Genomic DNA, 14,350 nt, shown 5'->3' on the forward strand with positions numbered 1-14,350 from the left:
TCACAGCTCCAGAGGACGTCCCGCGACCACCAGGGCGACGTACTCGGACTCGGCGGCGAGCCGTTCGTTGAGCTTGCCGAGCGCGTCCCTGAAGGCCCGGCCGGCGGACGTGGCGGGCACCACGCCCATCCCCACCTCGTCCGAGACCGCCACGAGCGGCACCGGCGTGCCGCGCCACGCCTCGACCAGCTCCGCGCAGCGCCGGGCGACCGGCGTGCGGTCGCCGTCCCAGGCCCCGTGCTCGTCGAACACCGCCGCCAGCCACGTGCCCAGCCCGTCGATCAGCAGGGGCGTGCTCGCCGCCGCGACGACCGCCACCAGGTCCGTCGTCTCGGCCGTGTCCCAGTGAGCGGGCCGCCGTTCCCGGTGCGCCCGTACCCGCGCCGCCCATTCGCCGTCCGCCGCGCCGTCGCCGCCGGTGGCGACATAGGTGACGGACGGCTCGGCCGCCAGCCGCAGCTCGGCCTCGGCCGACTTGCCCGACCTGGACCCGCCGAGCAGCAACGCCCGCCGTGGCGGCGTCTCGCGGACCGTCCCGCCGCTCTCCAGGACCGTCCCGTCCGGCACGGCCACCGCCCCCCACAGCCGCAGCCGCCTGGCCAGCTCCTCCTCCGACCTGATCCGGTGGTCCAGCCACGCGGCCACCACGGTCGTCCGGTCGTCGGCCAGCCCGGCGCGGCGCAGCTCGCCGAGCCGCTGCGGGCGGTCCAGCAGGTCCAGCACGACGACGTCGTAGCGGGCGGGACCGTCGGAGGGGGCCTCCCGGCCCGGCGGCAGGCACAACACCGCCTCGCCGTCGGCCGTCACCAGCCCGAGCCCGCCGCCGAACGCGCCGCCGCCGGTGAAGGGGAACCGCGCGGCGTCGTCCACGACCAGCTCGAAGGGGCGGCGACGGCCCTGGGGGAGCCGGGCGCACGAGGCGCACGGGCACCCGTCCGCCGGCCAGCCCGCGGCACCCCCGGTCCCGGAGAGAAGAAGCTTCACCGCCCAGAGGCTACCGACCGGAGCGACCGGGCCGGCCGGGGCGGCGGCGGGCGGCCAGGGCCGCGCCCCCGCCGAGCAGCAACAGCGCCCCCGCGCCGCCCGTGATCAGCAGCGCCGGAGACCCGCCGGGCGCGCTCGCGGGCGCGGCGACCCGCTCGGCGGCGTCCGTCTCCTTGGACCGGACGGTCCCCGCGCCCTGGGACGGGTAGCCGCTGACCGACACGACCTCGCCGCGCCCGTTCACGCCGACCCTGGCGGCGGAGGCCAGGAGCTGGGCGGCGGTCGCGTCCTCGGCGCCCGTCACGCAGCGCAGCAGCGGGTGCGCCGGCGGCCGGTCGCCGGGCGGGACGTCGCCCTCCCCGTCCCCGAAGTCCACCGCGACCGCCACCCGCTTGTGCCCCGACCCGGCCGCGTCCTGGACGCACACCACCGGGAACGACGGCAGCTCACCGCCCGGCGGCTCGCCCGCCGACCCGTCGGCCGAGACCGTGAAGCGCCACCCGACGACCGAGCCGTCCGCCGGCTCGTACGCGGCCGTGGACGCCAGCCACGCCGTGCCGTCGCTCCGCCAGACCCCCCACAGCCGCACGGCCCCCGGCTCCGCGGCGGCCACCGGCGCCGGACCGCCGGACCGCGAGGAGGGTGAGCCGAGCGCGGAGGAGGGGAGAAGGAGTACGGCGGCCGCCCCCAGGACGACCGCCGCGGCAACACGGCCCGCGCGCAGCATCGATGGACCTCCGAGCTCGGGAGTAGGGTTCCAGTGCCGTCGGAGGGAAGGCGCCGGCGAACCCGCGGAGAAGGAGCGTATGGCATGACATGGCGGTGGCGTTATGAAGATGCAAATGGTGGTGAGGTGACGGACCGCCCTTTGCCGCGAGAGGTTTTCCCGAGTCAGGCCGATGCGGAGTCCTGGCTCGGGGAGAACTGGCGTGAGCTGCTCGAATCCGGCGTCGAGCAGGTGGCGCTGCTCGACGAGGACCGCGTCGAATACACGGGAATGTCATTGCGTCCGGAGTGATCCGCGAAAAAACGGAAACCCCTTGAGCGCATCGTGGCTCAAGGGGTTTCTCGTTCTCCGGGTCACGGACGGATGGCGGGGCTCACCGTCTTGGCCGGGTCGCGCTCCACGACCGTGCCGAGCACGTCGTCGATGCGCTTGAGCACGTCGTCCTCCAGCTTGACGCCGGCCGCCTTGACGTTGTCGCGCACCTGCTCGGGGCGGGTGGCGCCGACGATGGCGCTGGAGACGTTCGGGTTCTGCAGCACCCAGGCCACGGCGAGCTGGGCCATGGTCAGGCCGAGGTCGTCGGCGATCGGCCGCAGTTCCTGCACGCGGGTGAGCACGTCGTCGTTCATGTACCGCGCGATCATGGCGCTGCCGCTCGCGTCGGTCGCCCGCGAGCCCTGCGGAGGCTGCTGACCGGGCAGGTACTTGCCGGTGAGCACGCCCTGCGCGATCGGCGACCAGACGATCTGGCCGAGGCCCTCGCGCTCGCTCAGCGGCACGACCTCCTCCTCGATGACCCGCCACAACATCGAGTACTGCGGCTGGTTCGACACGATCCGGTCGAAGCCCATCTCGTCGGCGATCTTCAGGGCGCGGCCGATCTGCTCGGCCGTCCACTCGCTGACGCCGACGTAGAGCACCTTGCCCTGGCGGACGAGGTCGTCGAACGTCTTGAGGGTCTCCTCAAGGGGTGTCTCGTTGTCGAAGCGGTGGGCCTGGTACAGGTCGACGTAGTCGGTCTGGAGGCGGCGCAGCGAGGCGTTGATCGACTCGGTGATGTGCTTGCGGGACAGCCCGCGGTCGTTCTTGCCGGGGCCGGTGGGCCAGTAGACCTTGGTGAAGATCTCCAGCGACTCCCTGCGGACGCCCTTGAGCGCCCGGCCGAGCACCTCCTCGGCTTTCGTCCCCGCGTAGACGTCGGCGGTGTCGAAGGTGGTGATGCCCTCGTCGAGCGCCGCCTGCACGCACAGCTTGGCGGCGTCCTCCTCGACCTGGGAGCCGTGGGTGAGCCAGTTGCCGTAGCTGATCTCGCTGACCATGAGACCGCTGCGGCCGAGGTGTCGGAATTCCATACGTTCGACCTTAGAGCGTCACATGAGCCGATTCGATTCGGGATAGGGTGCGCGACGTGCTCAAGCTCGTCCGCCAGGCTCTCACCGCGGCCGTCCTGATCGCCCTCGCGGTGCGGTTGCGCCGCCGGGCCCGCCTGCCGCGGGCCGAGCCGCCGCCGCCCGTCCCGGCTCCCGCCCGGCGGCCGCGGGGCGCCCGGACGGCCCTGTTGTGGCTGGCCATCGGGGTCGTCGTGACCCTCACGCCGGCGTTCGCCCTGATGGGCACGTCGGCGCAGCGCGACGCCCAGGCCCTCATGCGCGCCGTCACCGAGCAGCAGGCGCCCCCGGCCGGGACCGAGCCCCTGGAGCCCACCGTCGGCGAGCCCCTGACGCCCGTGGAGCCGCCGGCCGACCCCGTGGCGACCGCGCGGCCCACGCCCGCCGCCTCCGCCGCCCGGGCGCCCAACTGCGCGCCCCGGCGCCGGCCGATCGACCCGCGCAGGGTCGCGCCCGACGTCAAGCGGGCCGTGGACGCCCAGTGGCGGCGCATCGAACGCTGGCTCAGGAGCAACGCCCCCCGCACCTACCGCGCGCTCGGGGCCCCGGTCAGGGCGCGCACGATCGCCGTGGCCGAGTCGCAGATGGGCGTGGACTTCCCCGACGCCCTGCGCGCCTCCCTGCTGCGCCACAACGGCGCGCGCGGTGCCGGCGTCCTGGGGGCCGGTGTTCTGGGCTTCCGCCCCGGGGCTCGCGACCACCTCGCCGTCCGCGGCATCAGGGACGCCTGGCGCGAGATGTGCGCCCGCCGCCCGGCCGGGTCATGGGACGGCCTGCTGATCCCGATCCTGTCCTACACGGCCGTCGACGGCGCCACGGCGTACGCCACCGTGAGCTCGGCCGACGGGACGGTGGCCGGGGTCACCGGCAGGCGGCTGCGGTCGTCGTACACGCTGCTGCGGACCGTCGCCGACGCCCTCGAACGGGGCGGCGCGATCGACGGCCGCCGCCCCGTGGTCACCGGCGGCCTCCTGCGCTGGAAAGCGGCCCGCTGAGCGGCGAGGCGCGGGAAGCACGAGTGCCCACCACCGGACGGTGATGGGCACGCGGGCGTCGCCGATAAGCCGCTTTCCCGAAAAATCGGAAGAACTGGGCTACTTCTTGGGCGGCGCGGGCCGCCCGCCCGGCAGCACCGTGGGCGGCGGGAACCGCAGCTTGCGGATCTGCAAAGCGCGCATCGCCGCGTAGAAGCCGACGCCCTTGACGCTCTCGTTCGGGAGCTTGGCCGCGACCTCCTTCTTCACCTTCCACGCCACGTAGAGGGAGGTGGCCAGGACGCCGATCATCATGATCGGCCAGCCGACCGCGATCACGATGTTGAGCACCTTGGCGCGGATCTCGATCGGCCACGGGACCCAGGTCGCCAGCAGGATCAGTAGCGAGAACGGCAGGAAGTACTGGCTGGGCAGGCGCCGCGAGTCGACCCAGTCGCGGGCGAACTTGCGCGCCGGACCCTTGTCGCGAACCGGAAGATAACGCTCGTCACCTGCGAGCATGCCCTTGCGGGCCCGGTCGCGCTCGGTGGCCTGCTTGGCGCGCATCTGCCGATAGGCCTCCTTGCGGTCCTTCGGCGCGGAGACCGGCTGGCGTCGTCTGCCCTCGGCATCCCGGCGCTTGGGTGTGGGACGACCTTTACCCTGGGGCTTAGGATCGTCAACGGGGACGGGGGTGTCGTCCACGGAGGTTTGGGATCGGCGTCGCAACACACGTCAACCCTACCTGGACTGCAACTTAGTGACGCCCCCGTGCGTTATGCGTAGGGTAATCCCAAGGCGGCTGCGCTGCATTGGGTGAACACCAGCACGACCTAGAAGGGGACGGCCGACGCGCATGAGCGTGATGAAGAGACTTTCGATGATCTTCAAGTCCAAGGCCAACAAGGCCCTGGACAAGATGGAGGATCCGCGCGAGACGCTTGACTACTCCTATCAGCGGCAGCTCGAGTTGCTGCAGAAGGTGCGTCGAGGGGTGGCCGACGTGGCGACCTCGCGCAAGCGGGTAGAACTGCAGATCAACGGCCTGGAGGCCCAGGCCAGGCGCTACGAGGAACAGGGCCGCAAGGCGCTGTCCGTCGGGCGTGAGGACCTTGCGCGCGAGGCCCTGCAGCGGCGGTCCAATCTGCAGGGGCAGATGGCCGACCTCAAGGTCCAGCACGACAACCTGCAGGCCGAGGAGGAGAAGCTGACCACGGCTTCCCAGCGGCTGCAGGCCAAGGTCGACTCCTTCCGCACGAAGAAGGAGACGATCAAGGCGACCTACACCGCCGCCGAGGCCCAGACGCGCATCAACGAGGCGTTCTCCGGCATCTCCGAGGAGATGGGCGACGTCGGCCTGGCGATCCAGCGCGCCGAGGACAAGACGGCGCAGATGCAGGCCCGCGCGGGCGCGATCGACGAGCTGCTGGCCAGTGGCGCGCTCGACGACTTCAGCGGCACCCGCGGCGACGACATCCAGGCCGAGCTCGACCGCATGGGCGGCGGCATGGACGTCGAGCTGGAGCTGGCCCGGATGAAGGCCGAGCTGGGCCAGGGCCCGGCGCCGAAGAGCGCCATCGAGCAGGGCCAGCCGCAGCAGCAGCCCCAGCCGCAGCAGGGTCACACCCAGCAGCTGCGTCAGCCCGGGGAGGGCGCATGATCGTCAGAATCATGGGCGAGGGCCAGGTGGAGATCTCGCCGGACGACATCGCGGTGCTCAACGAGCTCGACAGCGAGCTGGAGGCCGCCATCGAGACCGGTGACGAAGGGGCCTTCCGCGTCAAGCTGCACGCGTTGCTCGACAAGGTGCGCCATGTGGGCAAGGCGCTTCCCGACGACAGCCTTGAGCCGTCAGAGCTGATCCTTCCCCCCGCGGACGCCTCGATCGAGGAGGTCCGGGAGATGCTGGGCGACCAAGGCCTCATCCCGGGCTGAGCCCCGTGGGTACGCGGTTCGCGTCCGACAGCGGCCTGACCCGCCGCATGGTCGTGACGATGTTCCTGCTGGGATTGCTCTACGTGGCGTTCGTCGGCGTGCTGATCGCCCTGGGCGTGCGCGCGCTGACCGTGCTGGTGCTCGCCGGGGGGCTGCTGCTGGTGCAGTACTTCCTGTCCGACCGCATCGCCCTGTTCGCGATGCACGGACGGGAGGTCTCCCCACAGGAGGCCCCCGAGCTCCACGGCCTGATCGACCGGCTGTGCGCGCTGGCGGACATGCCCAAGCCGCGGGTGGCGATCGCCGACTCCGACGTCCCCAACGCCTTCGCCACCGGCCGTAACCAGAAGCGGGCCGTCGTCTGCGTGACGACGGGCATCCTGCGCCGCCTGGAGCCTCAGGAGCTCGAAGGCGTCCTGGCGCACGAGCTGTCGCACGTCGCCCATCGCGACGTCGCGGTCATGACGATCGCCTCGTTCCTCGGCATCGTCGCCGGGCTGATGACGAGGTTCGCCCTGTACGCCGGCTTCGGCGGGCGCCGGGACAACGGCCAGGGCGGCGTGCCGGTCGGGCTGATCATCATGTTCGTCTCGATCGTCGTGTACGCCGTCAGCTTCCTGCTCACCAGAGCCCTGTCGCGCTACCGCGAGCTGGCCGCCGACCGGGCCGGAGCCCTGCTCACGCAGCGTCCCTCGGCCCTGGCAAGCGCGCTGACCAAGATCACCGGCGACATGGCCAGGATCCCGACCACCGACCTGCGCGAGGCGGCGCCGTTCAACGCCTTCTACTTCGCCCCGGCCCTGGCCAGGGGGGAGACGCTGGCGAACCTGTTCTCCACGCATCCGCCGCTGGAGCGCCGGCTCGAACTCCTCGCGTCCGTCTCCAAGCAGCTCGGAAGGGGCTGAGGCCGTATGGGCTGGCTCGACTCGCTGCTGGGCCGGTCCAAGCCGGTCAAGCCCAATCTCGACGCGCTGTTCGCGCTGCCGTCCGCCGCCGTGACGCTCCAGGCCGCGACCGGTCTCGTCCCCACCGGTCTCGGCTCGGTGTCGTTCAGGGCCGCGGAGGGCGGCGCGTTCGCCACGCTGGAGAGCGATGTCAAGGCGCTGCTCGGCGGGCGCGTCGAGGAGTCCGACGACGGCTACGGCTACACCTGGCTGCTGGTCCGCCGCGCGCCGGACGACGTCAGCGACCTGGTCACCGAGCTGCACGCGGTCAACTCCTCGCTGGAGTCGGCCGGGTTCGGGCCCTCGCTGCTGTGCTCGCTGGTGTCGTTCGCCGATCCGGCGGGAAGACGGCTGGCGGTCGTCTACCTGTACAAGCGCGGCACGTTCTACCCGTTCGCGCCGCTGCCCGGGAACAGGCGCGACAACGCCCTCGAACTGCAGGCCAGAGGCGTCCTGGACGGCGAGCTGCCGCTGGAGGCCGACCTCGGCCGATGGTTCCCGGTATGGGGTGCTCCGGGTCTTTGACCACGGATGGTGTTCTAATCATCACGTGGAGCGAAGGTTGTTCGTCGCCGTGGCCTCGGCGCTCATCGTGGCGGCCGTGCTGTACAGCGCCTGGATCACGGGGCAGTTCACCACGCCCGCCGTGGACCGGACCGACGGCTACGTGAGCGAGCTGGCCGCCCGTGACCAGCCGTGGACGCGGCTGTTCCGGGTCAGCGACGTGCTGTCCGGGCTGGCCTGCCTGGCCGCCGTGGCGACGCTGCCCAGGGTGGCGCGCGAGTGGGCCGGCTGGCTGGCGCTGGCCGCCTTCGGGCTGCTGACGGTCGTCTCCGGCCTGGTCCCGCTCGACTGCGCCGTGCTCAGCGACCCCACCTGCCGCGGCGAGGGGGTCTCGCACCGGCTCCACATGGTGGCCGGCGCGCTGGCCACGACGGCCGTGCTGACCGCCATGGTGGTGCTCTCCGCGCGCTGGCGCTCGTGGGTGTCGTGGTTGTTCACCGGCCTGAACGTGGGGGCCACCGGGCTCATGCTGGCCGCCCTGGCCGCCGGGCGGCTGGCCGGCGTCGCCCACCGGATCCAGCTCACGATGGTCGCCGTCTGGGTCGTGTACGTGGCGCTCAGGCTGCTCGTCCACGACGACGACGAGGCCCCCTGCGGCCCTCCGCACGTCCTCGACCAGGGCGCCGGCCCCGGCGTGCTCATCACGGCGGGGCTCGGCGGCGCCTGGTTCCACTGGGACGCCGTGGCCGCCGGTCTGGCCGCCTGCCACCGGGTCGTCCGCTTCGACCGTCCGGGGCTCGGCCTCAGCCCGCCCGCGACCGACCGGCCCACCCTGTACGGCGAGGTGGCCCGGCTCGCCGCGCTGGCCCCCGCGCAGCCGTCCCAGATCACCCTGGTCGCGCACGGCCTGTCCTGCTGGCACGCCGAGGCGTTCGCCCGGTTGCACCCGCTCTGCGTGGCCAAGCTCGTCCTGGTGGACCCCAGTCCCACGCCCGTGCGCCGGCCGCTCGCGCTCGCCACCGCCCTGGGCGCGTGGCTGCCCGCGCTCGGCGGCACGTGGGGCGCGAACGTGCTGGCCCGCCTGACCGGGCCGCCGGCGCACCGCCTGGTCACCGGCATCGGCGACCCCTTCGGGGTGTACCGGATGGGCAAGGTGCCCGCGGCGGTGGCGGGGGAGTGGCTGGCCCGCCGCGACATGGCCGCCGACCTCCGCGACATCCGGGCCGGTCATCCCTTTCCCGACATCCCGGTCACCGTGCTCGGCGCGGGCGTCCGGGACGCCCGCAGGCAGAGCCTGGCCGCCTGCCTCGACGCCAAGCTGGTCCTGCTGCCCGGCTCGGGGCACCAGGTCGAGCTGGACGATCCGGACGCGATCGTCGACGCCGTGTGAACCGGCCGTGGGCGGGGGCAGGACACGCCCGTAGGATCGAGGCGAACCCAGTCTTAGGGGGCAGGCGTGGACATCTCCGTCGTCGGTGAGGGCAGCGTGCAGGCCGCGCCCGACGTCCTGCGGTTGCTGGCGGGCGTCGAGGTGCGCAGGGCGTCGGCGTCCGAGGCGTTCACGGCGGTCAGGGCCGCCGCGGCCCGGCTGGCCGACGCGCTGGCCGGGGCCGGTGTGGCGGCCCACGACGTACGCACGGTCGAGCTCTCGCTCGGCCCCGAGTACGAGGTCTACCCGAAGGTCTCCGCCTACCGGGCGGCCCAGGGCGTCGAGGTGGTCGTCAGGGACCTGTCGCGGGCCGACGCCGTCATCGACACGGTCGCCGGCGTGGGCGAGGAGGCCCGGCTCAACGGTGTGGCCTTCGAGCTGTCCGACCCGGCGTCGGTGCTCGGCGAGGCCAGGACGAGGGCGTTCAGGGACGCCGCGGCCAAGGCCGCCCACTACGCCGAGCTGGCCGGACGCCCGCTCGGCCCGGTCGTGTCGATCTCCGAGGAGGTCAGGGGCGGCCCCCAGCCGCTGGTCGCGATGGCCGCGGCGGCCGAGAGCGCGTCCTCGGTCAGCCCCGGCCGCCAGACGCTGACGGTCGGCGTCCGCGTCGGCTACGACTTCGCCTAGCAGCGCCGCAGCTGTGCCGCAGCTGTGCAGAAACTGTGCCGAAGCTGTGCCGAAGCTGTGCCGGGCCCGCGGCGAGGGCGGGCGCTCCTCGCCGCGGGAGCTTTCTTACGGGAGCGCCAGCATGCGGTCCAGGGCGACCCTGGCCCAGTGGGCGGTGTCCTCGTCCACCGTGATGCGGTTGACGACGTCGCCCAGCACCAGCGACTCCAGCGCCCACACCAGGTGCGGCAGGTCGATCCGGTTCATCGTGGAGCAGTAGCAGACCGTCCGGTCCAGGAACGACACGTTCTTGTCGGGAAACATCGTGGCCAGCCGCTTGACCAGGTTCAGCTCGGTGCCGACGGCCCAGCTCGACCCGGCGGGAGCGGCCTGGAGGGTCTTGATGATGTGCTCGGTCGAGCCCACGTGGTCGGCCTTGAGCACCACCTCGTGCCGGCACTCGGGGTGGACCAGCACGTTCACGCCGGGGATGCGCGCGCGCACGTCGTCGACGGACTCGGCCGTGAAGCGGCCGTGCACCGAGCAGTGGCCCTTCCACAGGATCATCCGCGCCCGGTCGAGCTGCTCGCGGGTCAGCCCGCCGCCGGGGCGGTGGGGGTTCCAGACCACGCAGTCCTCCAGGGACATGCCCATCTCCAGCACCGCGGTGTTGCGCCCGAGGTGCTGGTCGGGCAGGAACAGCACCTTGCGGCCCTGCTCGAACGCCCAGTCGAGCGCCCTCCTGGCGTTGGAGGAGGTGCACACCACGCCGCCGTTGCGCCCGCAGAACGCCTTGATGTCGGCGCTGGAGTTCATGTACGTGACGGGGACCACCTCGCCGGCCAGACCGGCGTCCTCAAGGGCCTCCCAGCACTCCTCCACCTGGTCGAAGGTGGCCATGTCGGCCATGGAGCACCCGGCGGCGAGGTCGGGCAGCACCACCTTCTGGGCCTCGCCGGTGAGGATGTCGGCGGACTCGGCCATGAAGTGCACGCCGCAGAAGACGATGAACTCCGCCTCGGGCCGCGCGGCGGCCTGCTGGGCGAGCTTGAAGGAGTCGCCGGTCACGTCGGCGAACTGGATGACCTCGTCGCGCTGGTAGTGGTGGCCCAGCACGAACAGGCGGTCGCCCAGCGCCTCCTTGGCCCTGCGGGCGCGTTCGACCAGGTCAGGGTCGGACGCGGGCGGCAGCTCGCCGGGGCAGTCGACGCCCTTCTCGCTGTGCGGATCGGCGCCCTGCCCGAGGACGAAGAGCGGCAGCCCAGTCTGGGTGGCCATCGCCATACCCCCTTATCGTCGTTTTGACGATACTCACTATGACACATGGACGAACATGGTTATTCCGGGGGTAGGGGACCCGGGAATGTGTGGCATGGGCGAGGTGTTGGTAGCGTCATCAGTAGGACGTCGGAAACAGACAGCCGGGTTAGGGAGTCAGCAGATGACGGTTGAGAGCAGCGAGACCACGACGCAGGGCCTGATCCTGACTGACGCGGCCGCCGCGAAGGTCAAGAGCCTGCTGGAGCAGCAGGGTGAGGAAGGTCTGCAGCTGAGGGTCGCCGTGCAGCCGGGTGGTTGCTCCGGCCTGCGCTACCAGCTCTTCTTCGACGACCGTTCCATGGACGGTGACGTGGTGACGGACTTCGGCGGTGTCAGCGTGGTCACCGACCGCATGAGCGCCCCGTACCTGCTGGGCGCCAGCATCGACTTCGTCGACACGATCGAGAAGCAGGGCTTCACCATCGACAACCCCAACGCCACCGGCTCCTGCGCCTGTGGCGACTCGTTCAACTAAGGGGTCACGGCTTCGGCCTGTGGGGTCCCGCCCGCCTTTGTGCGAGCGGGACCTTCGCGTATTCTCGTGAGGCTCATTGGCCTGCTGACAACGAGGAAGAAGAATCCCGTGCGCATCGCCGTAACCGGCTCCATCGCGACAGACCACCTGATGACGTTCCCAGGAAGCTTCGGCGATCAGCTCATCGCCGAGCAGCTCGACCGGGTGTCGCTCTCGTTCCTGGTCGACGACCTTCAGATCCGTCGCGGCGGCTGCGCGGCCAACATCGCCTTCGGCATGGGCTGCCTCGGCCTCAAGCCGGTCCTGGTGGGCGCCGTCGGCAACGACTTCGCCGACTACCGCTCCTGGCTGGAGCGCCACGGCGTCGACTGCGAGTCCGTGCACATCTCCGAGACGCAGCACACCGCGCGCTTCCTGTGCACCACCGACGAGCACCACAACCAGATCGCCTCCTTCTACACCGGGGCGATGGCCGAGGCGCGGCTGATCGAGCTGCAGCCGGTCTCCGCCCGGGTCGGCGGCCTCGACCTGGTGCTGATCAGCCCCAACGACCCCGACGCGATGCTGCGGCACACCGACGAGTGCCGCCAGCGCGGCATCCCCTTCGCCGCCGACATCTCCCAGCAGCTCGCCCGCATGGAGGACGAGCAGATCAGGCAGCTCGTCGACGGCGCCGCCTACCTGTTCTCCAACGACTACGAGAAGGGGCTCATCGAGCAGAAGACCGGCTGGTCCGACGAGGAGATCCTCGACCGGGTCGGCGTCCGCGTCACCACGCTCGGCCCCAAGGGCGCCGTCATCGACCGCAAGGGCGAGCCGTCCATCCAGGTCGCCCCGGCCCCCGAGCGCGGGAAGGCCGACCCCACGGGCGTCGGCGACGCCTTCCGCGCCGGCTTCCTGTCCGGCCTGGCCTGGGGGCTGCCGCTGGAGCGCTGCGGCCAGATCGGCAACCTGACGGCCACGCACGTGCTGGAGCGCGTCGGCGGCCAGGAGTACGAGCTGGGACAGAGGGTCTTCCTGGAGCGCTTCACGGCCGCCTACGGCGCCGAGGCCGCGGCCGACATCGCCGACCACGTGCGCTGCTACCACCCCTGACAGCCGTACGCCCCGCCCGCCGTCCGGCGTGGCGGGGCGATCCCCGTGCGGGTGTCAGCGCTTGGCGTACACCCGGTGCACGAACTCGGCGAGCTGGTCGTCCGGCAGGCACCGGGCGAGGTCGGCCTCGCTGATCATGCCGACGATGCGCTCGTTCTCCAGCACCGGCAGCCGCTTGATCTGGTTCTGCTCCATGCGCGACAGCGCCTCCTGCACGCTGGCGTCCGCCGTCACCCAGACCAGGCCGGTCGCCAGCTCGCCCGCCGTCACCTTCGCGGGGTCGTGACCGGCCGCGACGCACTTGATCACGATGTCGCGGTCGGTGATGATGCCGGTCACCCGGTCGTCGGGGCCGCACACGGGCAGCGCCCCCACGTCGTTGCTGCGCATCATCTGAGCCGCTCGGTCGAGCGTCTCGTGCGCGGCGATGCACTCCGCGCCCGTGCTCATCACGTCACGGGCGGTCTCGTTCCCCTTGGCCATGGTCTCCCCCGAATGGTCGATGTGCCGTCAGGGGAGGGCCCTACCCACAAACCGTCAGTAGTTGCGCATCACGTGGATCGCCCAGCCGCCCTCGGGCAGCTCGTACGAGGCCACGTGGCGGTGGGACTTCAGCCGGCACCACGCCGGCACGTCGGTGTAGGCCGCCGGATCGTCGGCCAGCACCGCCACCACGGCGTTGAGCGGCACGTGGTTGATCTGCTCGGCGAGCATGATGATCGGGATCGGGCACTTCTTCCCGAGCGCGTCGATCGTCAATGACGGCTGAGTTACCTCGGTCATGCGACTCCTGCGTCGTGCCGGATGCGGCGCACCAGGTCGGGCAGCACGGCCAGGAACCGGTCGACCTCGGCCGCGGACGTGCCCCTGGGCAGCGACACCCGGACATTCCCATGCGTCAGCACGCCCATCGCTTCGAGGACGTGCGATGGACGAAGCGTACTAGCGGTGCACGAGCTTCCGGACGATACGGCGAATCCGGCCTTGTCCAGCTCGGTGAGCAGGGCCTCGCCGTCGACGTAGAGACACGAGAAGGTCACGATGTGGGGCGCCCGGCCGACCGGGTCGCCGATGACCTCGACGTCCGGCACGACCTTCGGCACGGTCTCCCTGATCCTGGCGACGAGCGTGGACAGCCGGGCCTGCTCCTGCGCCGCCTCGGCGCTCATCGCGCGCAGCGCCGCCGCCGCGGCCACGATGCCCGGCACGTTCTCGAAGCCGGGGACGCGCCGCCGCTCGCGTTCGTCCTCGGGCAGGAACGAGCGGAACCGGGTGCCCTTGCGCACCGCCAGCACGCCCACCCCGGCCGGGCCGCCCCATTTGTGGGCGCTAGCGGTCAGCACCGACCAGCCGGGCGGGATCGGCATGCGGCCGGCCGTCTGGGCGGCGTCGACCAGCAGCGGCACCCCGTTGGCCCGGCACGCGGCGGCGGCCTCGGCGACCGGCTGCACCGTGCCCACCTCGTGGTTGGCCGTCTGCAGGCAGGCCAGCGCGGTGCCGGGAGCCGCGACCGCCCGCGCGAACGCGTCGAGGTCGACCCGGCCTTCGAGATTCACGCCCACGGTCTCGACCGTGCCGCCGTCGCGTTCGTGCACGCCGGCCGCGTGCAGCACGCTGGAGTGCTCGACCGCGCCGGTGACCAGATGACGCCCGACCCTGCGCCTGCCGTGTAGGGTGCCGAGCACGCCGAGATGCGCGGCCTGCGTGCCGGACGAGGTGAACGACACCTCGTCGGGGCGCGCGCCGAGCGCCTCGGCCACCTCCGTGCGGGCCTGCTCCAGCAGCAGGTGAGCGCGGCGGGCCTGGGTGTACAGTCTCGCGGGGTCGGCCCAGCCGACGTCGATCGCCGCCAGCAGCGCCTCGCGTGCCTGAGGGTGGAGCGGCTCGCTCGAGGCCGCGTCGAAATACGCCACGAGACCCATCGTCCCACTTGCGGCGCCATCGAGGGGTCGCGCGGTAGGGCGGGACA

At 72.0% G+C, this 14,350-nt stretch carries 18 protein-coding genes; 10 read left to right on the plus strand and 8 right to left on the minus strand.

Features of this window, described 5'->3' with window-relative positions; translation table 11 throughout:
- A complete protein-coding gene (locus ABZ444_RS05415) occupies positions 1-984 on the minus strand; it encodes a bifunctional adenosylcobinamide kinase/adenosylcobinamide-phosphate guanylyltransferase (RefSeq protein WP_357993041.1) in 984 nt (327 codons plus the stop codon).
- A 10-nt stretch (positions 985-994) separates the two neighbouring features.
- Complete coding sequence (locus ABZ444_RS05420; protein WP_357993044.1) at positions 995-1,711, minus strand: SCO2322 family protein; 717 nt, start codon at positions 1,709-1,711, stop codon at positions 995-997.
- An 84-nt stretch (positions 1,712-1,795) separates the two neighbouring features.
- Here ABZ444_RS05420 and ABZ444_RS05425 point away from each other — a divergent pair, with 84 nt between their 5' ends.
- Positions 1,796-2,002: a hypothetical protein gene (locus ABZ444_RS05425; protein WP_357967657.1), complete on the plus strand. Its 207-nt coding sequence runs from the start codon at positions 1,796-1,798 to the stop codon at positions 2,000-2,002.
- 62 nt (positions 2,003-2,064) lie between these two features.
- Here ABZ444_RS05425 and ABZ444_RS05430 read toward each other — a convergent pair whose 3' ends face one another.
- Positions 2,065-3,063, minus strand: coding sequence for an aldo/keto reductase family protein (locus tag ABZ444_RS05430; protein ID WP_357993048.1), 999 nt, complete (start codon positions 3,061-3,063; stop codon positions 2,065-2,067).
- Positions 3,064-3,119: 56 nt separating this feature from the next.
- On the opposite strand from ABZ444_RS05430, the gene ABZ444_RS05435 reads away from it, so the two are divergent.
- Complete coding sequence (locus tag ABZ444_RS05435) at positions 3,120-4,094, plus strand: hypothetical protein (RefSeq protein WP_357993051.1); 975 nt, start codon at positions 3,120-3,122, stop codon at positions 4,092-4,094.
- A gap of 99 nt (positions 4,095-4,193) precedes the next feature.
- Here the strand turns inward: ABZ444_RS05435 and ABZ444_RS05440 are convergent, their stop codons facing one another.
- Positions 4,194-4,805, minus strand: coding sequence for a DUF3043 domain-containing protein (locus ABZ444_RS05440; RefSeq protein WP_357993053.1), 612 nt, complete (start codon positions 4,803-4,805; stop codon positions 4,194-4,196).
- Between the two features lie 124 nt (positions 4,806-4,929).
- On the opposite strand from ABZ444_RS05440, the gene ABZ444_RS05445 reads away from it, so the two are divergent.
- The 6 genes from ABZ444_RS05445 (at position 4,930) to ABZ444_RS05470 (ending at position 9,512) form a co-directional block, all read left to right on the plus strand.
- Complete coding sequence (locus ABZ444_RS05445) at positions 4,930-5,733, plus strand: PspA/IM30 family protein (RefSeq protein ID WP_357967665.1); 804 nt, start codon at positions 4,930-4,932, stop codon at positions 5,731-5,733.
- Entirely contained in the window at positions 5,730-6,008 is a 279-nt protein-coding gene (locus tag ABZ444_RS05450; protein WP_352323076.1) for a hypothetical protein, read from the plus strand. The genes ABZ444_RS05445 and ABZ444_RS05450 overlap by 4 nt, the downstream gene beginning before the upstream one ends.
- A gap of 5 nt (positions 6,009-6,013) precedes the next feature.
- The gene (gene htpX, locus ABZ444_RS05455) at positions 6,014-6,913 is read left to right on the plus strand and encodes a zinc metalloprotease HtpX (RefSeq protein WP_357993056.1); all 900 of its coding nucleotides are present in this window, start codon (positions 6,014-6,016) and stop codon (positions 6,911-6,913) included.
- Between the two features lie 6 nt (positions 6,914-6,919).
- A complete protein-coding gene (locus ABZ444_RS05460) occupies positions 6,920-7,477 on the plus strand; it encodes a hypothetical protein (RefSeq protein ID WP_352323078.1) in 558 nt (185 codons plus the stop codon).
- 25 nt (positions 7,478-7,502) lie between these two features.
- The gene (locus ABZ444_RS05465; protein ID WP_357993059.1) at positions 7,503-8,846 is read left to right on the plus strand and encodes an alpha/beta fold hydrolase; all 1,344 of its coding nucleotides are present in this window, start codon (positions 7,503-7,505) and stop codon (positions 8,844-8,846) included.
- Between the two features lie 66 nt (positions 8,847-8,912).
- Positions 8,913-9,512: an SIMPL domain-containing protein gene (locus ABZ444_RS05470; RefSeq protein WP_357993062.1), complete on the plus strand. Its 600-nt coding sequence runs from the start codon at positions 8,913-8,915 to the stop codon at positions 9,510-9,512.
- Between the two features lie 105 nt (positions 9,513-9,617).
- On the opposite strand, the gene nadA is transcribed toward ABZ444_RS05470, so the two are convergent.
- A complete protein-coding gene (gene nadA / locus ABZ444_RS05475) occupies positions 9,618-10,775 on the minus strand; it encodes a quinolinate synthase NadA (protein WP_357993065.1) in 1,158 nt (385 codons plus the stop codon).
- Positions 10,776-10,932: 157 nt separating this feature from the next.
- Here nadA and erpA point away from each other — a divergent pair, with 157 nt between their 5' ends.
- Both erpA and ABZ444_RS05485 read left to right on the plus strand, forming a co-directional pair.
- A complete protein-coding gene (gene erpA, locus ABZ444_RS05480) occupies positions 10,933-11,286 on the plus strand; it encodes an iron-sulfur cluster insertion protein ErpA (RefSeq protein ID WP_125630793.1) in 354 nt (117 codons plus the stop codon).
- Positions 11,287-11,394: 108 nt separating this feature from the next.
- Entirely contained in the window at positions 11,395-12,381 is a 987-nt protein-coding gene (locus tag ABZ444_RS05485) for a carbohydrate kinase family protein (protein ID WP_357993068.1), read from the plus strand.
- A gap of 54 nt (positions 12,382-12,435) precedes the next feature.
- Here ABZ444_RS05485 and ABZ444_RS05490 read toward each other — a convergent pair whose 3' ends face one another.
- The 3 genes from ABZ444_RS05490 to ABZ444_RS05500 are packed head-to-tail and all read right to left on the minus strand — an operon-like array spanning position 12,436 to position 14,303.
- Positions 12,436-12,864: a CBS domain-containing protein gene (locus ABZ444_RS05490; protein WP_357993071.1), complete on the minus strand. Its 429-nt coding sequence runs from the start codon at positions 12,862-12,864 to the stop codon at positions 12,436-12,438.
- A 54-nt stretch (positions 12,865-12,918) separates the two neighbouring features.
- Positions 12,919-13,164, minus strand: coding sequence for a sulfurtransferase TusA family protein (locus ABZ444_RS05495; protein WP_352353344.1), 246 nt, complete (start codon positions 13,162-13,164; stop codon positions 12,919-12,921).
- Positions 13,161-14,303 (minus strand): aminotransferase class V-fold PLP-dependent enzyme, encoded by a 1,143-nt coding sequence (locus tag ABZ444_RS05500; protein WP_357993074.1) that lies wholly within the window; start codon positions 14,301-14,303, stop codon positions 13,161-13,163. Before ABZ444_RS05500 ends, ABZ444_RS05495 begins: the two co-directional genes overlap by 4 nt.
- Between the last annotated feature and the right edge of the window lie 47 nt (positions 14,304-14,350).

Origin of the sequence: Nonomuraea sp. NPDC005730, from assembly GCF_040630865.1 — a bacterium.
Taxonomy (GTDB): domain Bacteria; phylum Actinomycetota; class Actinomycetes; order Streptosporangiales; family Streptosporangiaceae; genus Nonomuraea.